Raw genomic sequence first — 19,147 nt, 5'->3', positions numbered from 1 at the left:
CTTTCATTTCATCAATATTTTCCACTGCTCATTTCTACCCCAAAACTTTCCACTAACGATCTCGCTTAACGCTGGCGTGCCAAATGCCATGCCAATTTCAAACGCCAAATGATGCCAATTTTCTTGGCTGTACACGCATTACTTCACTCAAACAAAAAAATAAGGAAAAGATTTTGAACAAACTCATCGTATTCACTGGTGGTCCCGGTGCAGGAAAAACCTCGGTTATCGAACAACTAAAAACACAAGGCTTTATCTGCGCGCCAGAAACCGGCCGTCAAATAATACAAACGCAGGTTGCCAATCACGGTTCAGCATTACCTTGGAATGACAAACAAGCTTTTCGAGACGAAATGATGAAGGCAGAAGTGAGCAATTACCGAGCTTTCAATGCTCACCAAGGGGACGTGTTTTTTGATCGCAGTATTGTGGACGTATATGGCTACAGTAAGTTGGAACAACTGCCAATCTCGCATGAGCTCATCACGCATTGCCAGACGCTTCGTTATCAATCTCAAGTATTCATTTTTCCACCTTGGGCATCGATATTCAGCAACGACGAAGAGCGAAAGCAAGATTTTTCTGAAGCGGTGGCTACGTATCAACAGATGGCCAGCGCTTATCACAAATTTGGTTATCAATTGATCGAAGTGCCCAAAATGTCAGTCGAAGACAGAGTAGCGTTTATTCTCGGCTCAGTCATCGAACAAGGCTGAAAGATGATTGATGCAAACAAATGCGTAAGGCGATTGTGAGCACGACAACAATATGCGTAAAGGGAGTTATTTATACTGGATAAAATTCAATAACTTAATTGAGCATTATGTCTTTTAAATATCTTACCTTATTCCTCGCAACGACGAGCATAAACAGCTTTGCTGATGTAGGCCTGCCTTCGGGGGATGATTGGTTAAACCATGTGACGAATGGCCTAGCCCCATATTGGATGATGGAAAGCGCGCATGGCCAACCTGCGGGGAATTTTCCGACATTTCGTTGTGATAACGGTGTCATTCTCGACCCACAAAAGCCGTGTGATGAATTAAACAAAGGGTGGATTAGCCCGCACTTCGATCGCGAATACACCCGCATGAAATCGCGCCAAACTTACGCTTATGGCGTGCTTTTTCATCTTACGGGTGACAAGCAAGCATTAGAGCTGGCAAAGAAAGGTGCTTATTACCTGATTGATCACCTACAAGATGAGAAAAACGGCGGCTTCGTGAGCTTTACGCGTAGTGGAAAACCGGGGATGGAGTGGCAACAACGAACTTCTCAAGACCAAGCTTACGCCTTGGTGGGGTTGGCGATGTACTACTACTTAACGCAAGATCCAAAGGTCGAACAAGCGCTTATCGACCAGCAAGCGTTTATATTTAAACAATACCGACGAAGCGATGATCGCGGTCTGGCGTGGGTTTTGAAAGACGGTGATGGGGAAAGTGCGAAGCAGCAAGAGCTAGTCGCTCAACTTGACCAGATCAATGGCTATCTGTTGTTAACGGCGCCACTTTTACCAGCGCCAACGCAAGCCAAGTGGAAGCAAGATCTGCAATGGCTGACGCAAGTGATGCTAGATAACTACCATTCCGTCAAAGAGCAGCGTTTTTATGGCGCGATACACCACAAAGCGGTAATGATGCCAGATGCGAAACACAATGATTTTGGACACACCATCAAAGCGTATTGGATGACGTATCTCACTGGTCAGTTGTTGGAGAATTCCAATTGGACAGAGTTTGGCTTCAAAGGAATGAAACATACACTTAAACAAGCGCAATACCAGCAAAACTTTGAGCAAGTCAAAGCGCTCTTCTCACCAGAATGGCAGAGTAAATGGACACAAGAGAGCATTCCTGCTTGGCAATCAAGACCGCACAAGCATTACAGTTCGTCTTGGGAATGGGCAGAACTCGATCAAGCGGCGATGACAGTTTCTCTTGTCGATGGTTCGATGAAAGAAACGCTTCAATACACGTTACCCACTTTTATGGACGTATGGGTGGATCATCAATATGGAGGAGTCGGTCTGAGTCCTAAATCAACCAAAGCGTTCCATTGGGGAAATGGTTACCACCAGTTTGAACATGCGTTGGTCGGGTATTTGTACGCGCAACAAATGGCAAAACAGCCCGCCAAGCTTTACTACACGCGACCAGCAGAGAATAAAATGCCACTTAATCCGTATTACTTTAGCGCAGACGTAAAATCGTTGTCGTCACAAAGTGATGGAGTCGCCACCGCGACATTCACCAATATTCGACCTTAGGTTGGTCGATGGTGATGTGTTAGTTAAAGTCCGCGTAAAAGCCAATAAAGTCCTCCGATAGCAAGGATGACTATTAGCTATCTAGGTCTGTCACTAGATAAGCTTCAAGCAGTAATTGTGTAGGTAATGACCCCTGGGCGCTTATAAAAAGCCGTCAGAACCACTGGTTTTGACGGCTTTTTATTCTATGACAGGTAGAGGATTCAATTTTCAGCGCGATAGGTCCATGAAAACTTAAGTGAGATTCCAATCACGTCGCATAGTCTCACTAGTGTCATTGGAAATAAATGAATTGTTTCTAATACATAGAGCGTATTAACATGGTTGCACTTGGCCCATATGAGTAAATTCATTGAACATACAATTTGAGAGAGGGTTTAGTTGTAAAAATAATAGTTAGTTGGAATCTAGGTTAAATGAAAATAAAACTATTTAAAAAGCTACAAGTTGTATTTCTTGTGGTGTCAGCATCTTTAATGGTGGGGTGTTCGTCTATAGATGCGCATGCTGGTGGCGGATACGGAAAGCCGTTTTCAGGCACCGCGTTATCAGTTGCGCGACAACCTTGCTATTTAAGATCTGATATTACTTCTATCGCGTTATACCCACTTTCATTGATTGACATTCCTTTGTCGTTAGCAACGGACGTTGTGTTTCTTCCTGTTGATTTAGTCATGGTAGTTACGCCAACAACGAGTTATGGCGGTGTTGTTTCTCTAGGTTGTCCAAGCGGAAGCATGATCTAAAACGCTTATTTTATTCAAATAAATGGAGGGAAATGAAAGTGGAATTAAAAAATAACTATTCAGAATCAGAAATAAACCAGCCACCATCGGTACTTCTTGTTACGTCTCTGTTGTGTCTGGCGTCCCTTTGTTGGGCAGCATTGCTGTTGGCCATTGAATATATTGTTGGGATAGAAATGAGTGGTACAGGCTTTCTTAGCACGTTAATCCCAGCCATGAGTGTTGGTTATTACTTCTGCTACAAGACTGGAGATGTAATGCCATCAAAAACAAGATGGTATGCTGTTTTACTGTGGACTTTAGCAAGTTTGGTAGTGTTCTCTCTTATCTTAATGTCGTTAGATATTTCTCCGTTTTATTTATTATCTGAGCTCGGTGGGGTAAGTATTTTTATTGCTATCATAATGCTAATAACGATTGGCATCGCCTACTTAATTTTAAAAAGTGGTGAGAAAATGGCGATTAGAGTGTTACTCAAAGCCAAGGAAGGTCAGTAGATAAAATACAACAAACGATTCAATTAGGATCATGACAAGACGCCAGCCATAATGTGCTGGCGTTTTAGTTTCCTGTTTGTAGGATTTTTTGTTTAAAAGGCAAACCAATTTATTGTGTTGTCGTTTGAGTTAATGGTTTATGCCTTGTGCGCAAGATAGCTTAGCAGGTTTATGTATCGAGAAACGTGTGTATAATTCGCCACGAATTACGATTTATAGATATGAAAGGTAAGTATGGCAGTTCTCGAAATTCTCTCAATTCCTGATCCAAGGCTTAAAGTAAAAGCAGAAAAAGTCACTGATGTATCGACAATACAAACGTTGATCGACGATATGCTAGAAACACTTTACGCAACGGGCAATGGTATCGGTTTAGCTTCAACCCAAGTAGGCAGAAAAGAGGCGGTTGTTGTCATCGATATCTCTGACGAACGCAATGACCCTTTAATCTTGGTTAACCCAGAAGTGGTGAGCGGAGAAAACAAAGCACTTGGTCAAGAGGGATGTCTCTCTGTTCCTGAGTACTACGCAGATGTAGAGCGTTACACGTCAGTTGTTGTGTCTGCACTAGACCGTGATGGCAACCCGATTACAATCGAGAGCGATGAGTTCTTGGCGATTGTGATGCAGCACGAAATTGACCACCTATCGGGTAACTTGTTCATTGATTACCTCTCACCGTTAAAGCAAAAAATGGCGATGAAAAAAGTGAAGAAGTACGTAAAAGCGAAAGCTAAGTAATATGAGAGGAAGTAACCCTCCATGTCGAGTTACTTCCTTTTAAATCAAGAATAGGAAGGTAGGGAGAGCGGTTTATCTCTGTTTTTGGGGGACATAACGCTTTACGACCTTCATAAGCTTCTGAAATGAAGAACAGTCCATATGTGACTCATGAGGGCAGGTGGCGACATGGTTGAGGCTGTCTCGCACCGCTTTCAAACGTTTTATTTGCTCATCAATCTCAAGTGCCTTTTTCGTTAGTAAGTCACGATCGATATATGGCTTTGAAACTTCTGATTGATTCAACATTTCTGCCATTTCGTTAAGCGATATTCCAGCGATACGCCCCAAACTAATTAAATTGAGTGTATTGAGTACCTCTGGTGAATATTGGCGTCTCAATCCATTCCTTCCTATCGAGCGAATTAACCCCAGCTGTTCGTAGTACCTGAGCGTTGAAGTCGGCAATCCTGATTTTCTAACCACTTCTGCAATATCCATATTATTCCCCATTGACTTCAAGTTGGCTTTAAGTTGTAGCATGCAACTAAGACCTTAACAAATCAAAAACATGAGGAGAGAAAAATGCTGCTTTTAATGGGATTGCAAGCGGTGCTAATAGGGATTGGTGCCACTTTGATAATGGATTTATGGGCATGGTTACAAAGGAGAGTGTTTGGTATTCCTTCATTAAACTATGCGTTGGTTGCGCGCTGGGTTTTGTACATGCCCCAAGGAAAGCTTACGCATGCGCCAATTATGGCGTCAGAGGCGATGCCGGGAGAAAAGTCACTTGGCTGGTTTTTGCATTATGCCATCGGCGTTACTTTCGCTTTGGCTCACGTTACTGTTTTTGGTCATCATTGGTTGGTAGAGCCCAGTCTAATGCCCAGCTTAATTACAGGCGTGGTAACGTTGATCTTCCCATTTTTGGTCATTCAACCTTGTCTAGGATTTGGTTTTGCTGCGAGTAAAACCCCAACACCTTGGAAAGCCCGTTTTCTTAGCACATTGGCGCATTTGGGTTATGGTTTGGGTTTATTCATAGCCGGGTTTGCAATCAAAGTTACGAGCCAGTATTTTGCATAGATAAAATGAGCATCATGCAAACGAGTGGTTTTTATCTATGATGCTCAACTCTTGGTTGTTTTTTGCGCTTTGATCATAGTTGACCGATATGTCTAAAGTCTGTTGCATTTATCCAAGACGTCAAGTTGGCGGACATTTAACATTGCCTTAACGTCAGAATGGCAAGCGGTTTACCAAGAAAAACTAAAATTATCTGGTTTGACATAAAGAATATTAAGGGTTTCAGATGGCTTCAAAAGTGGCAGGGATATCAATACTGAGTTTATTGGCAGCGCCAGTTGCGATGGGAGAAACAGCCAGTGCTTATGATTTATGTTTGCTAGACAAAATAAAGCAAAGCAAAGGTGAAGAAACCATAAAGAGCATTCGCGCGCAGTGTGAGCTTGACACAGTAACCAGCACAGTGCCCGCTGATCCAGAAATTGAAGAGCCTGAAGAACTTCAGGAAAGCTTGGTCGACAAGCGTTTGGAATCAGAACGAGAAAACGCGTTCGAACCGTTTAGCCTAGTCGCGCATCGCGTTAACTATATTCTTCCGTTTACGTACAGTGATCGAGTAAATAAACGCGCGTATGCCGACACCAAATACGGCGATGAACTGCGTAAGGAAGAGGCGGAGTTCCAAATCAGTTTTAAAGTACCAATGAACTATGATGACTTGTTGTTTGATGGCGATGGTCTGTTTTTTGGAATGACTCTTAAATCATTTTGGCAGGTATACACGGGGGCAGCATCTCGTCCATTCCGTGAAACCAATTATCGTCCAGAGCTTTTTTACTACACCCCAACTGACTGGAAACCACTTGATGGTTCGACTTGGTTAGGTTTTGGTATTGAACATGAGTCTAACGGTCAGAGACAGGAGCTATCGCGCAGTTGGAACCGTGTCTATGCCAACGTAACCTTTGCAAAAGACAATTTTGCGGTTTCTATCCAGCCTTGGTGGCGTATACCTGAAGATGAAAAGACATCGCCTAATGATCCCAAAGGTGATGATAACCCGGATATCGAAGACTATATGGGACACTTTGAGCTATCGAGTGCTTACAAGTGGAATGGTTACGAGTTTACCTTTTTAGGTCGCCAGAACTTTCAAACACATAAGGGTTTTGCAGAACTGGGTGTGTCATTTCCGATTTGGGGCAAAGTTCAGGGGTACGCACAATACTCAGCGGGTTATGGTAAGAGCTTGATCGACTATGATCATAATCAGCAGCGGATTGGTGTTGGTATTGCAATCAACGGTGTTTTGTAGTTTTTCGTAGATGGATAGAAATTAACACTGGCAATTGAAATTTCAATATTTAGAATGCGAGGCTGAAATTGATTTCTAACCTAGAGTGATTTTATGCTTCGTGATTACACCTTCGATTGTCTTGTAACTATGCCTCGCCATGAGCTGGAAGAGTTTAGTGCTCGTATGATCAGTAAAATGGTGCCAGAAGACGTGATGAATGAGCTGTTCACTTTTGATCAAGAAGAAGTGGATAGTGAAGACCGCATGTTGTCTGCACGTCTTGATGCAATGCTACGCATGACAGCAATCGCACTGAGTGAAATTCAACAAGCGTTTGATGACTCAGACAACGCAAAGCAAAATAGCGAGCGAATGACGCGATTGGTGCTTTGGCATTTCTACGCGATCTCATTCCGTTTGGAAGAGGCCATCACGCTAGAAACACACTGTGCTCTAGTGGAAAAACTAATCGAAAATGCACCTTCGGATGTTTTTGCGTGGGTAAAAACATTGACGGAGCTGCTGCACACTTACGCTGAAATCAACGCGAAAGAGAATCCTCAAGACTAAACACCTGTCGTTTATCGTTCAGTAAATTAGAAACAAGGCGAGCCATTTGGTTCGCCTTGTTTTTTCGCGTCAGATAAACCTTCGGGTTTGAAATAACAAACAAGCCTAGACTCAGATTTGTTCGTTCACTAGCGAACGGCGTGATTCCTTCTTACACTAAATCAAGGTGTTTGTTGCTAAACAAGCAAATGCATGACTAAGTCGTGTATTGTTTTCCACTTAAATGCGGATAATTTATGTCGAAGAACCTTCTGGTTTTTAAATTGGAACCGACTATTGAGCGTGTACGCTTTCCAGCTGAGCTTCATCTATCTAAAGGAAGTGAACGATGGATCCGTTAACGCAAGGTTTATTGGGTGCAGCTTTGCCACTGGCCGTGAGCAACAAGCGAAACCTTGCAGTTGTTGGCGTGTTGGGCGTGGTCTCTGGGATGGCTCCGGATTTAGATGTGCTCATCCGTTCTTCAACTGATCCTTTGCTGTATTTGGAATACCATCGCCAATTTACTCACTCGCTCTTGTTTATCCCGTTTGGTAGTTTCATTTGTGCTTTGGTGTTGTATCCATTGTTCGCAAAAAAGCGAGGACTAAGCTTCCGGCAGAGTTGGTTTTACTGCGCGCTTGGTTATAGTACCCATGCGTTATTAGACGCATGCACCAGTTATGGAACACAGCTTCTATGGCCGATAAGCAACACGCGTTATGCTTGGAACACTATTTCGGTAATCGACCCCGCGTTCACACTCCCTATTTTAATATTGCTTTTGTTTGTTGCACTGAAGCGAAGCCCAAACTATGCCCGCATTGCATTTTTATGGTGCCTGGCTTACCTAAGTCTTGGAACGATACAACGAGATAGAGCAGAAGTAGCTGGTTGGGAAATCGTCAAAGAGCGACAACACAACGCTATACAATTAAAAGCCAAACCAAGTTTCAGCAATCTTTTGGTTTGGAAACTAATTTATGAAACGGAAGAGAGCTACTATGTAGATGCCGTAAGGGTGGGGCGTTCAATAAAAATTTACCCTGGCGAATCAACTCCAAAGTTAAATATAAAAGAGCAATTTCCGTGGCTAAACCCGCAATCGCAACAAGCAAGAGACATCGAACGTTTCCGTTGGTTTTCAAACGGTTTTGTAGCGACGGATCCGAATAATGAAATGCGAATTGTTGATATGCGTTATTCCATCGTACCAAACCAAATTAATGCGTTATGGGGCATCAATCTATCCCCAAAAGCCAGCGCAGACGCGCACGTTGAATACACTGCTCATCGAGGAAGTACTGCAGAAGATCGCCAAGTTTTTTTCAACATGCTTACGGATTTTGAGTGATGGTTTTACTTTGGATGTCGATGCGGTTTCGTAATAACTATTACGCAGACTGAAAGTCCTTTACTAGGGTCGGCTTGCTAGCGAAGAAAATCTTGCCAAACAGGGACTTGTACTTCCAGCCAAGAGACAAAAGCCGTTTAGCTAAGTTCTTGTTTTCAATGATTGCAACCTCAACACCTTGGTAGTGGTAAGGATTGCTTTTGATGTAGTCGATAAATGCAGTAAGCACGCCTTGCCCGCGAACGGAGGGTGCAAAGTTGACTGCTACAATAGAAAAGCGTTGGCTACCTGCTGGGCAACGGACTAAACAGTGCCCAAGAGGATGAGTAATAGTCTCAGAAAATTCAGGAAAAGGGCGAGACTCAAGCTCTTGAGAAAGCGCATCGTATCGCTGACATAGATAAGAAAATAGTTGTTTCGCTTCGCTGTTCATATCGGTGTTGCTTGGTTTAAAGGCATTGATGTCTCAAATATTGTAACCATAGATAGCAACACAAAACGCGGTAAACTTTTTCAGTAATGATTTCCTATTTTTGAAACCTGAATTGTTACAAATGAAGCTGATTGGGTTTTATATAGTGGTTGTGAGCGAGTGTTTTTAGTTGAAGGGAGAATACGCTGGTTGCTGGATTCTTACTGGAATTCCTTTGTTAAAAGGCGAGCTGCTTGGTTTAATGCCGCTCGTTTAACTGCGAGTGGCATCTTTTGTATTTCGTCACCTTGTACAGCGACGATGGGACATGATGTGGGATCTTCTATCCTAGCTCTTCATGGTCTAAAATATCTCATTAACCACTCAGAGCGCAGCTATTAGATTCCTAGTCTCGCCAAGGCTCGCTGGACTGACACAAAAACATCGTTAAACTCCTGTTATTAAATTATTTGGTCCGCCTTTGCTTATTTTTGAGCGCTTAACTAGGCGTTACTCCAAGTGCTTAAATTGCAATGCCACAAGTCGCTGATACAACTCACAGCTTTGCATTAATGATTGGTGGTTACCAACATCGACTAATTCGCCATTGTCGAGCACCGCAATTTTATCCGCATGTTGGATAGTCGAAAGACGATGAGCAATGATCAGCGTTGTGCGTCCTTTCATTAGAGCTTCAAGTGCTTGCTGAACGTGATGTTCACTTTCACTATCAAGGGCGCTGGTAGCTTCGTCTAGCAGTAAGATTTTTGGATCTTTTAGAATCGCGCGAGCAATCGCAATGCGCTGCTTTTGTCCGCCCGATAGCCTAACGCCGCGCTCGCCTAAAAAGCTGTGATAGCCTTCGGGAAGCTTCTCAATAAACTCATGGGCATGGGCTTTTTTCGCGGCTTCGATAACTTGTTCATCCGTCGCTTCAGGATTACCGTAGCGAATATTATGAAAAACATCATGGCTAAACAGCGCTGGTTGTTGTGGTACGAGCGCCATTTGACGTCGAAGTTCGTTTGGGTCGAACTGTCGAATATCTTCACCACCAAACAACACTTGCCCTTGCTGTGGGTCATAAAATCGTTGCAGCAGTTCGAATAGTGTTGTTTTACCTGCACCAGAAGGGCCGACTAACGCCAGTACTTTTCCTTGTTCAGCGGTTAGATTTAATTCTTTGATTGCTGGTTGATTTGGGCGAGAAGGGTAGTTGAAACTCACCGAATTAAAGTTAATCTCAGCAGGCATGTCGGAACGGACAGGCAAATGGTTGCTTGGCGCTTTAATATCACTGTCTACTTGAAGGATCTCAATCAGCCGTTCGGTAGCACCTGCGGCTCTTTGCAATTCACCCATGACTTCGGAAATGGTTGCAGTCGATGAGGCAACCATAATGGCATAAAACACAAATGCGGCTAGGTCACCCGCAGACATTTTTCCGTGAATCACATCGCTGCCGCCTACCCAAAGCATGCCTGCAATCGCGCTGAACACAATCACAATAACGCCTGATATCAGGATCGCTCGCTGCTTTACTCTCTGTCTACCTATTTCATAAGCTTTTTCCACCTCGACAGCGAAAGCCGCTCGTTCATGCGACTCTGAGCTAAAACTTTGCACGGTTTTAATATGTTCTATCGCTTCTCCAGCGTAGCTGCCAACATCGGCCATTGAGTCCTGACTTTGGCGAGAGAGCGCACGCACGCGTCGTCCATAAAACAAAATCGGAACCAGAACCAAAGGCACAGAAGCAAGCACAATCAGCGTGAGCTTAACGTTGGTAGCGAATAACATAATGATGGCACCAAAACACATCAGAGCGCTACGCATCGCCATCGAGAACGATGAACCAATAATGCTTTGCAGCAATGTGGTATCGGTAGTCAGGCGCGACATAATGTCGCCACTACTGTTGGTCTCAAAATAGCTCGGATGCAGCGTAATCACATGGTTAAACACCGCAAGGCGAATATCCGCACTAACGCGCTCACCTACGGAAGAGACAAGGTAAAAGCGAAAGAAAGTCCCAATGGCAATACACAATGTGACACCGACAATAAACTGAATCGCATTGGTAAGCTCTTGCAATGATTGCTGAGCAAAGCCTTGGTCGATAAGTATGCGTACTCCATAGCCAACGGATAACGTCAAACTTGCTGTCGCGACAAGGGCAATCAAGGCCGCCGCAACCCGCCATTTATAAGGTGCAATAAAGGTGTTGAGTTTAAGAAGAATGCAGAGATTTTTGTTATTTTTTCTGCTCATGAGTGACTCACAAAGCGTTTTAGGTACCTGGCATAGTAAGCCAGTTTGGTTGGTGAGACCAGCGAACTGCCGCTTTCGGATCAGGAAATTAACTGGGATAACCAATATCGCATGTATATCGAAAATCACTTAAACGTCTAAGAGACTAGAATCAGCTTTTAGTTCGGAGGGTGTTACGCACGGCTTTTGGCGAGTAGCCGGTCGACTTTTCCTTTGGCTGTTTTACTGACCGTTTGCATCAACTGAAAACTTGGTTTTTCGACGCCTGAGTTTTCTATCCCTTCGACCATTAAGAGCCAAAGCTTGGCTGTCATTTGCGCATCGGCTAGTGCTCGGTGGAAAACACCGTCGTTGTCGATATTTTTATAGCGAACAAGTTCACCTAGCTTATGTGATGGGGCTTCTTGAATGAGCCGTCTTGCTACCAGTAAGGAGCAAGCAAACTCACCCGAATAACCACAGTTGATTCGTTCAAGCTCCGCATCTAAAAATCGTTTATCGAAGGACGCGTTGTGAGCGATAAGGTTTTCGCCTGCAATGAACTCACTAAATGACGCCATTACCTCTTCGCAGCTTGGTGCCGATCGCAACATATTGTTGGTAATGCCGGTGTAGTTCTCAATGAAAGAACTCACTCTGAAACCGGGATTCATGAGTTGCTGAAAACTATCGACAACCTCGCCATTGACTAACTTTACTGCACCAATTTCTATTGCGCGATCACCTAAAGTAGGAGAGAGACCTGTGGTTTCAAAGTCGAGTACGACCACAGAGTTTGCTTGAGGCATAAAATTTTCCAGCTGAGTAATATTGCGCAAGAGTATTATCGAAAGCGACAGAAAAAGAAAGGCGAACACAATGGTGAATATCTGTCTATCTTTACTCCACAAAGTCAGTGTTCGTCGTCCACTGTTTATGGACAGGTACGTTCTGGCTTACCCATCGCGGCTTGTGCAGTAGCCTTATATTTCAAATGTTTTTCGGCTTTTCGATTCATTTCAATTAAGCATTAACTTTCGATACAACATACTGATTATAAATTGATTTTATAAATCAACTTCGGCATCATTCACGGCTTGATTTTGAGGATGAATATCATCACGCCAAAAAATTAGAACAACTTATAAAGCGAGGCTAGGTAACGATGGAACCAATGGAAAATCACTATTTAGAGATACCTGAAGAAAGAAAATTGCGTATTTTTCGTGAAGAAGACGAACGTTTCTACAGTTTTTGGGAAAAAATGCTTGATGAAAAACAATCTTTTTATCAGCAACCTCTCAAAAGAATGAAAGGCGACGCTTGGTATTCGCTTGATTCATTCTTCACAGCTTCAAAATACGGACAACATCAGGCCTCACCAGCTTATATAAAAAGAGCGCTTGAGTTACTGAATAACGTGTACTTGCTGGCCAATCATTCAGACAAAGTGGTTGAATTCTCCGTTGGGCAACGACATTTTTCGGAAGTAGGTAACCGTTCTATTGCAGGGGGAACGATGGATGCTTGGTTGGATGAAATCTGTTTAGCGATGGCCGCGAGAGATTGGCGCTGCGTAGAGCTGATGACCATCATGGATGAGTCGTTAGTGCGTTTAAAAGATCCATTCGATGTTGCGCTAGTCGAGTTCGTTAACGGTGTATTTAGCAATTCATCAGCGTTACCAGAGTTATTGCAAACTGTGATGGAGAAATCCTCCCCGCAATACTTAGAATCAACCAGAGTGCCATATGTACACTCTTTGTTTATTCCATTTGTGAATGTGTTTGTTGCCATTATCGATGGCGATGAGGCACATTATCAAGAGGCACTGAGGGATGCGTTAGAGGCGCATTACCAGTTCTACATGAATGAAGATGTTCGCTATTCGCCAAAAGGAAATGTTTCTCTGAAACTGACTGGTCTTGCTGCATTAGCATACGATAAGTATGGCTGGACGATTCCAGAAGCCGCATATTTACCGAAATGGCTTGTTTACGGTGAGCATGATCTTCGTTCTGCGTAAATCACTCTTAAGTTAAATCTATGTCCAATCGGAGGTTCAGCATGGAAGCATAAGCAGAAAATGCATCGCGAAAATGCAGTTTACGCCTCCGTTTTAACAAGTTACATTGTTGAAACTTTGATTCAAAGGACAGAACAATGAGTGCCCACCTAAAACAGCTTTGTCATACCCATCTCCCTGGTAATAAAGAAGATTCTCCAGCCGAACACTTTGTGAAAATGGCAAAGTGGTGCGAAGAAAACAACGTCAATCACGATGTCTACGGCGAGGGCGAAACGGTTCAGGCCTTCGAGAAAAAGGTTGCCGATCTGCTGGGTTACGAGGCAGGGCTTTTTGTTGTAACAGGGACGATGACGCAGCCAACAGTGCTCGAAATTGTCACAAGACAAAAGCGTAATCCTATTGTCGCTATGCACGCATCTAGCCATATTCCTGTGCATGAAAAACAAGGCTACCAGCTTCAACATCGTTTTAGTATTTTGCCAGTAGGGAACCCTTATCAAACATGGAAGCTTGAGGATCTCACTGCGTGGCCGGATGAAATCGCAGCCGTTCTTTATGAACTCCCGATGAGAGAAATTGGTGGTCAGCTACCTTCATGGTCAGAACTGGAAGAAATCAAAGCGTACTGCGCCGAAAATGACATTCATCTCCACATGGATGGCGCAAGACTTTGGGAAACCGCAGCTTACTATCAGAAAGAATACCGCGAGATCGCCGCTGGTTTTGATACGACCTATGTTTCACTCTACAAAGGCATCAACGGTATGGGCGGCTCTATGCTGCTTGGCTCAAAGTCGTTCATTGAACTGGCTTCAATGTGGATGAAGCGCCAAGGTGGCAACTTGTATCACAGAACACCTTATGTGGTGTCTGCGGCAATGCAGTTTGATGAAAGGTTGGCAAAAATGCCAGCTCTATTTGAACGAACAAAGCAGATCTACAAGATCATTGAAGAGTTCCCATCTTTGGCGGTAAGACCTACTCAGGCTCAAGCAAACATGTTGCATCTTATCCTGCCATTTAGCTGTGAAGAGTTGAAAGAACTCCAACACACGTTTGCCACGGAAAAGGGCATTTGGTTTGGTAACCCGCAAGTCACGGCACATCCAAATCAATCCATTGTTGAATGGTATGTTGGCGACTACCTGATCAACCTTGATGATTACGAATTAAGGTCATTTTTCAATCAGTTACTCGGTAATAACGCATAAACTTATCAATATGCGAGCTTACTAACACGCCATACGTGACACTTCATGTATTCTTAATTGAAGCGAAGAAGAGGATTTATCAATGTCAAAAAGCTCCAAGCTTCACAATGAAGACAAACTGGTTAAGAAGGCACTAGAGATTGGTGGGAAGATGGCGAAGCTACAAGGTTTTGACCTTCCTCAGTCACCACAACCTCTAAGAGTAAAAGCGATTTACCTATTCTTGGTCGATGCCAAACAGATCACGCCACTACCGGAAAGCAAGCTAGACGGCGCAAGCATCAAACACCGACTGGCAGTCTGGATACACAGTGCATTGCCAGACAACGACCCTCTAAAGTAGAAAACCTCAACAAGTCACACAGGTTATTAATTAGCAAGGCGAGCCAAATGGTTCGCCTTGTTTGCTCTTGGCAAGTGCACCGAGGTCTTTTGGCGTGGCGGTATCATTGATTTACAAAACAGAATCAAAATGACTAAAGATAAATCCCGAGAAGCGCTACAATGCATGCGTTGCGAGAGTGCAACCAAGAATACTCATTTACAGAAGCCTTGAAGTAACCATACATGTCTAAAGATTTCGAATTCATTACAGAATACATACTCGACAAACCTTTCTTTGCTGAGTGTTATGATCAAACTAGCCAGCCAACGAAGTTCCCACAAGCGTACCTAAAAGGGATGCTGTTTCTTATCTTTGGTGTGGTTTTATTGGAGTTTGAACTGCTACCTAACGGTTACGTCGGTTGGTTCTTTATCGTATTGAGTGTGATTGAAGCGTGCAGCGTTTACTTCAAAAGAACTTGGTGGCTGTGGCGTCAAACCATCAGCTCAAGTCGCGGCAGTAAAGTGGTGTTTGAAGTGAATGCAGATGGCGTGCGCTACAAAAGCGGTAAAGTTGACCGCAGCCTCGCTTGGAATGATATCGACCAACTCGAACAAACTGATTTGGGCTTTATCCTTCACCTTGGTAAACAACGCCAATACATCAGCAAATCTTGCTTAAACGAAGAAGTGATCGCGTTTATGGTAGAGCGGCACGCGGCATCAAAAGCGAGCTAACCAACTCACATCAAGCTGGAATGAGCGATCGAAAAAGTAGGTGATATATGATCGAACATTGTAACAAGTATATGGTCGATTCTGAATCAATGGGGTTTGATGTAGAAAGCTAATAAGGTTTAGAGGTTTCTCTTTCGGACATACTGCTTCGGTGTCATGCGCGCAATCTGCTTACACTCTCTAGTCATGTGTGCTTGATCGGAAAAACCTTGCTCCAGCGCCAACTCCGATAAAGTAAGATCGGGTTGCGCTCGGAGTTGCTCTAAAGTGTGCTTCACTCGTTTAATGCGTTGGTAATGTTTAGGAGTAATCCCCAACCATTTCTGAAAATTGCGCTCTCTCTGGCGCTGACTGATGGTCCCTGTAGGTTGGTCAATAATGTGGCCGACATACTGCGGTTCATATTCCTCAATCAGTGTTTGAACCCAGCGATATAACGTAGAAATCCTTGCATATGGCGAACGCGCTGTTTGCAGAGACTCAAATGTTGCTAGCGCAGAAGAAGCCAAAGGGTGGTCGTCTTGAATCCGCAATAGCTGTTCTAGACGTTTACCAAATAGTTGATAACCAACAGCAGGATGAAAGCGTACGCCAGTCATCACCGCGCCTGGCGGTAGGCAGACCTGATGTGCCAGAATGCTTATAGGCAGTAGGACAACCCCTGGCGTTTGCCACTCACCATCCATTTGTACTTCATTCTGTAAAATGAATACCACACCTGTACCAGCATCACTGAGTAATTGTTTACGTACGGTTTGCGTCGTATCAGGTTTGACGGATGCTGACCAAATGGCTTGAACATAGCCAGCTAAAGCCTTTTGAGGTTTTAAAATATCAAATTCTAAGTTCAAATGAATCATCCTATTTAACCTCAACTTAAATGAGAAAGTGATACACATGTACTTTTCATCCTATTAAGTTGAGGTATAAGCAGCGGCTTACAAGTAAGAACCGTCAAATAGAATTATCGAGGTTTATAGACTCCAACCTTTGGCTTAAATGCCTTAACTATTCGGTTCCAACTATTGATCGCGTTGATCGCAATTGTTAGGTTGACCATAGCTTCTTCTCCAAAGGTATTCAAGGTCAGCTGATAGGTATCATCATCTACTGGTAGGCCAGCAGTTAGTAGTTCAGCCCAGCCTAGTGCAACGTGTTCTGCATCGCTGTAGAATGGCATATCTTTCCATGCACTAAGCCCCCATATGCGTTCCGGCTTTTCACCTAACTTAAGCGCATCTTTACTATGCATGTCGATACAAAATGCACATTGATTGATTTGCGATATGCGTAACTTAACCAGTTCCCATATGATCATGTTCATGGTTTCTGATTGGCTAAATTGTTCATGGAAGTAAGCTTCCTGAGCGTATAGGATTTCTATTGCCTTTGGCGCTACTTCAATATAGTTGAGTCGTTTCTTCATGGTCATTCTCCTTTGTTTTTTACATAGTAAAAAACGCTCTTAGCAAAAGATTGAAGATTTTCGACATGCACTCAATAAAGTTAGATAAAAGAGTGAACGACGAAAGCGAAAAAATGTACCTATTGGAAACCAAGAAAACTTATGCCAATTAACAAAGTATTGCTCTAAATAATGCGACTTAAGGTTGGCGTCTATTTTTACTCCACCACCTTCCGTAAACGAGCAAAAGGTGCTGAGTTACCTATATACACACCAGCCGCAACGATAAAGACGCCTAAAACATTTTCCCATTGAGCCTGATCACCAGAAATGAACGAAATCAGTAGAGTGAATACCGGCATAATATTAAATAATGGAGACATTTTATCTGGACCAAGAACGATAGCGCCTTTCATCCAAAAGTAATAAGCAATCAAAGTTCCAAACAGGCTCATGTACGCTATTAGTGATAGGTCTTTAAATGTTATGGCGTTTAAGCTACGGCTGCAGTCGCCGTGGTAAATCGCTATAGCGACCATTTGAATGGCACCAATACTTAACACCCAACGTAACTGCTGAGTTACTGGGATATGAGATGTTAAACGCTTCGCTAGAATTGTGTATAAACACCCACTAATTAAAGCAAATAACATGTATAGACCACCAATATTACTATTGCTGCTAATAGAATGAATATTTCCCCCTGTAATGACGATTACCACTCCACAAAAACTGATTAGTGCACCTAAAAGAGTTTTAACCGAAATGGAAGTCTTGAGAATAAAGCCCGACAACAAGATAGTGACAAGTGGTAGGTTTGCCTGAACAACCGCTGCGTTAACTGGGGTAGTAAATCTCATTGCAGAGAAAATAGAGAAGTTTTGGATAGTTACACCCACGGTTGCTATAACAAACAACGACAACATACGTTTTCGTGTGAGTTTGGCTCCATATGGAGAGCGTTTAGTACCTCTTATCAGTAAGAGTATTAAAGCTGCAACGGAAAATCGTAACGTCGCTGAATCCAAAGGAGAGACATCGCTATTAATAGCCTTTATTACGTTAAAGTTACTAGACCAAAAAAAGATAGCGACAACAACACCGCACCAAATTGATAAATGCTTAGACATAGATCTTCCTGATAAAAATTAACTTGACGCGATAATGCTATATATTTCATATTTGATTTTTAATAGCCAAATTTAAGAGGGTTAATCCCAAATATGGAACGTCACTCTTTGGATGACCTTTTGTTATTCGTTTCTGTTGCTCGCTATCAAAGCCTAACACAAGCATCTGAGCGTCTTAATGTCCCGTTAGCCACGCTAAGCCGGAAGTTAAAAAGGCTGGAAATAAACTTAAATTGCAGACTATTTAACCGCAGTGCACACCACTTTGCGTTAACAACTGATGGCGAAAAATATTATCAACTCTGTGAGCCGTTACTTCTTAGCTTAAATAATGTGACATCGAGAATTGCGACTGAGCGTCAGTCTTTAAGCGGAACGATCAAAATATCAGCGCCAATTAACATGACACAGACGTGGTTAAAGCGGTGCGTTTATGAATTTGCAGAGCAACATCCGAAGATATGTATCGATTTAGATGTACAGAATGAAAAAATCAATCTTGTATCTAACCGTGTCGATGTTAGTTTTCGTCTTGGTGATCTTATTGAACAAGACTGGATTGCTCAGAAATTATGGTCGATTCCATTTGCGCTTTGTGCATCACGAAGCTATTTAGAACAACACCAACCGATTACCCATCCTGAACAACTTGTGCATCATCGCCTAATTACGGTAAACAACGACAGCCAATGGAAATTAGTTAATCAAATCACCAATGAAACATTTGATCATCCGCTAAAGTTTCAATTCACTTCAAATGATGTACTACTAGTTAGAGACGCTGTCATCCATGGTTTAGGAATTGCGTGGATTCCAACCTATTACTTTCATGAGCTAAATCATGATCAACATAACCTGCTGCCTTTGTTGCCAGAATGGCAATGCTCGGGTAAAGAAGTATTCATTATGTATCGAGACCGCGATAAAAGGCCTGCAAGAGTTGATGCATTTATTGAACATGTCTTAAATTGGAAAAATCGCATTCAAATGTTTGCTTGAAAGAGGTTTATCACATTGTGCTGTGCCGGTAACCTCAATTGAAGCTTCATGACTCTGCTTCAATTGAGTTCATTTATTTAACCTCTAAAAGAATCATGAATACATAGGCAGTTAATGGGATTCGAGTTTACCAGTGATTCGGTCAGCTAAAACTCAAGCTAAGTAGAAAGTATTTGCAGTTGTATTTG

General features: G+C 42.9%; 21 protein-coding genes. 14 read left to right on the top strand and 7 right to left on the bottom strand.

Annotated features, from left to right (window positions below; translation table 11 throughout):
* Positions 1 to 173: 173 nt before the first annotated feature.
* From L3V37_RS10725 to def, 5 genes are all read left to right on the top strand, one after another.
* A complete protein-coding gene (locus L3V37_RS10725) occupies positions 174 to 716 on the top strand; it encodes an AAA family ATPase (protein WP_130545342.1) in 543 nt (180 codons plus the stop codon).
* A 107-nt stretch (positions 717 to 823) separates the two neighbouring features.
* Positions 824 to 2,269 carry an AGE family epimerase/isomerase gene (locus L3V37_RS10720; RefSeq protein ID WP_237306292.1) on the top strand — a complete coding sequence of 482 codons (1,446 nt, stop codon included), beginning with the start codon at positions 824 to 826 and terminating at the stop codon, positions 2,267 to 2,269.
* Positions 2,270 to 2,685: 416 nt separating this feature from the next.
* Positions 2,686 to 3,015 carry a YceK/YidQ family lipoprotein gene (locus tag L3V37_RS10715; RefSeq protein WP_005376478.1) on the top strand — a complete coding sequence of 110 codons (330 nt, stop codon included), beginning with the start codon at positions 2,686 to 2,688 and terminating at the stop codon, positions 3,013 to 3,015.
* A gap of 32 nt (positions 3,016 to 3,047) precedes the next feature.
* Positions 3,048 to 3,512: an ABZJ_00895 family protein gene (locus L3V37_RS10710; RefSeq protein ID WP_237306291.1), complete on the top strand. Its 465-nt coding sequence runs from the start codon at positions 3,048 to 3,050 to the stop codon at positions 3,510 to 3,512.
* Positions 3,513 to 3,746: 234 nt separating this feature from the next.
* Complete coding sequence (def, locus tag L3V37_RS10705) at positions 3,747 to 4,253, top strand: peptide deformylase (RefSeq protein WP_047101472.1); 507 nt, start codon at positions 3,747 to 3,749, stop codon at positions 4,251 to 4,253.
* A 72-nt stretch (positions 4,254 to 4,325) separates the two neighbouring features.
* On the opposite strand, the gene L3V37_RS10700 is transcribed toward def, so the two are convergent.
* Positions 4,326 to 4,733 (bottom strand): helix-turn-helix domain-containing protein, encoded by a 408-nt coding sequence (locus L3V37_RS10700; protein WP_031778925.1) that lies wholly within the window; start codon positions 4,731 to 4,733, stop codon positions 4,326 to 4,328.
* A gap of 84 nt (positions 4,734 to 4,817) precedes the next feature.
* Between L3V37_RS10700 and L3V37_RS10695 the strand changes: the two genes are divergently transcribed.
* The 4 genes from L3V37_RS10695 (at position 4,818) to L3V37_RS10680 (ending at position 8,461) form a co-directional block, all read left to right on the top strand.
* A complete protein-coding gene (locus tag L3V37_RS10695; RefSeq protein WP_237306290.1) occupies positions 4,818 to 5,321 on the top strand; it encodes a DUF2938 domain-containing protein in 504 nt (167 codons plus the stop codon).
* A gap of 226 nt (positions 5,322 to 5,547) precedes the next feature.
* The gene (locus tag L3V37_RS10690) at positions 5,548 to 6,576 is read left to right on the top strand and encodes a phospholipase A (protein WP_005376466.1); all 1,029 of its coding nucleotides are present in this window, start codon (positions 5,548 to 5,550) and stop codon (positions 6,574 to 6,576) included.
* A 93-nt stretch (positions 6,577 to 6,669) separates the two neighbouring features.
* On the top strand, positions 6,670 to 7,128 hold the full coding sequence (locus L3V37_RS10685) for a hypothetical protein (RefSeq protein WP_005388759.1): 459 nt from the start codon (positions 6,670 to 6,672) through the stop codon (positions 7,126 to 7,128).
* Between the two features lie 328 nt (positions 7,129 to 7,456).
* On the top strand, positions 7,457 to 8,461 hold the full coding sequence (locus L3V37_RS10680; protein ID WP_005388760.1) for a metal-dependent hydrolase: 1,005 nt from the start codon (positions 7,457 to 7,459) through the stop codon (positions 8,459 to 8,461).
* 40 nt (positions 8,462 to 8,501) lie between these two features.
* Here L3V37_RS10680 and L3V37_RS10675 read toward each other — a convergent pair whose 3' ends face one another.
* The 3 genes from L3V37_RS10675 to L3V37_RS10665 form a co-directional block, all read right to left on the bottom strand.
* Positions 8,502 to 8,894 carry a hypothetical protein gene (locus tag L3V37_RS10675; protein ID WP_005376463.1) on the bottom strand — a complete coding sequence of 131 codons (393 nt, stop codon included), beginning with the start codon at positions 8,892 to 8,894 and terminating at the stop codon, positions 8,502 to 8,504.
* 489 nt (positions 8,895 to 9,383) lie between these two features.
* Complete coding sequence (locus L3V37_RS10670; protein ID WP_237306289.1) at positions 9,384 to 11,144, bottom strand: ABC transporter ATP-binding protein/permease; 1,761 nt, start codon at positions 11,142 to 11,144, stop codon at positions 9,384 to 9,386.
* Between the two features lie 173 nt (positions 11,145 to 11,317).
* Complete coding sequence (locus tag L3V37_RS10665; RefSeq protein WP_237306288.1) at positions 11,318 to 11,932, bottom strand: PolC-type DNA polymerase III; 615 nt, start codon at positions 11,930 to 11,932, stop codon at positions 11,318 to 11,320.
* Between the two features lie 356 nt (positions 11,933 to 12,288).
* Here L3V37_RS10665 and L3V37_RS10660 point away from each other — a divergent pair, with 356 nt between their 5' ends.
* The 4 genes from L3V37_RS10660 to L3V37_RS10645 all read left to right on the top strand — a co-directional run bounded on the left by L3V37_RS10660 (position 12,289) and on the right by L3V37_RS10645 (position 15,425).
* Positions 12,289 to 13,149, top strand: coding sequence for an immunity 49 family protein (locus L3V37_RS10660; RefSeq protein ID WP_237306287.1), 861 nt, complete (start codon positions 12,289 to 12,291; stop codon positions 13,147 to 13,149).
* Positions 13,150 to 13,286: 137 nt separating this feature from the next.
* Positions 13,287 to 14,363 carry a low specificity L-threonine aldolase gene (locus L3V37_RS10655; RefSeq protein ID WP_237306286.1) on the top strand — a complete coding sequence of 359 codons (1,077 nt, stop codon included), beginning with the start codon at positions 13,287 to 13,289 and terminating at the stop codon, positions 14,361 to 14,363.
* A gap of 82 nt (positions 14,364 to 14,445) precedes the next feature.
* Positions 14,446 to 14,706 (top strand): DUF5062 family protein, encoded by a 261-nt coding sequence (locus L3V37_RS10650; protein WP_005376453.1) that lies wholly within the window; start codon positions 14,446 to 14,448, stop codon positions 14,704 to 14,706.
* Positions 14,707 to 14,930: 224 nt separating this feature from the next.
* On the top strand, positions 14,931 to 15,425 hold the full coding sequence (locus L3V37_RS10645) for a YcxB family protein (protein WP_237306285.1): 495 nt from the start codon (positions 14,931 to 14,933) through the stop codon (positions 15,423 to 15,425).
* Positions 15,426 to 15,544: 119 nt separating this feature from the next.
* Here the strand turns inward: L3V37_RS10645 and L3V37_RS10640 are convergent, their stop codons facing one another.
* The 3 genes from L3V37_RS10640 to L3V37_RS10630 all read right to left on the bottom strand — a co-directional run bounded on the left by L3V37_RS10640 (position 15,545) and on the right by L3V37_RS10630 (position 17,960).
* On the bottom strand, positions 15,545 to 16,285 hold the full coding sequence (locus L3V37_RS10640) for a helix-turn-helix domain-containing protein (RefSeq protein ID WP_170960428.1): 741 nt from the start codon (positions 16,283 to 16,285) through the stop codon (positions 15,545 to 15,547).
* Between the two features lie 104 nt (positions 16,286 to 16,389).
* Positions 16,390 to 16,851: a carboxymuconolactone decarboxylase family protein gene (locus L3V37_RS10635; protein WP_005376442.1), complete on the bottom strand. Its 462-nt coding sequence runs from the start codon at positions 16,849 to 16,851 to the stop codon at positions 16,390 to 16,392.
* 197 nt (positions 16,852 to 17,048) lie between these two features.
* A complete protein-coding gene (locus L3V37_RS10630; RefSeq protein WP_237306284.1) occupies positions 17,049 to 17,960 on the bottom strand; it encodes a DMT family transporter in 912 nt (303 codons plus the stop codon).
* Positions 17,961 to 18,053: 93 nt separating this feature from the next.
* On the opposite strand from L3V37_RS10630, the gene L3V37_RS10625 reads away from it, so the two are divergent.
* Complete coding sequence (locus L3V37_RS10625; RefSeq protein ID WP_237306283.1) at positions 18,054 to 18,959, top strand: LysR family transcriptional regulator; 906 nt, start codon at positions 18,054 to 18,056, stop codon at positions 18,957 to 18,959.
* The last annotated feature ends 188 nt before the right edge of the window (positions 18,960 to 19,147 follow it).

Origin of the sequence: Vibrio sp. D54 (assembly GCF_021728075.1) — a bacterium.
Lineage (GTDB): Bacteria > Pseudomonadota > Gammaproteobacteria > Enterobacterales > Vibrionaceae > Vibrio > Vibrio alginolyticus.
Note: the sequence above shows the minus strand (reverse complement) of the source record. Positions and strands in the feature narration are given on the sequence as shown.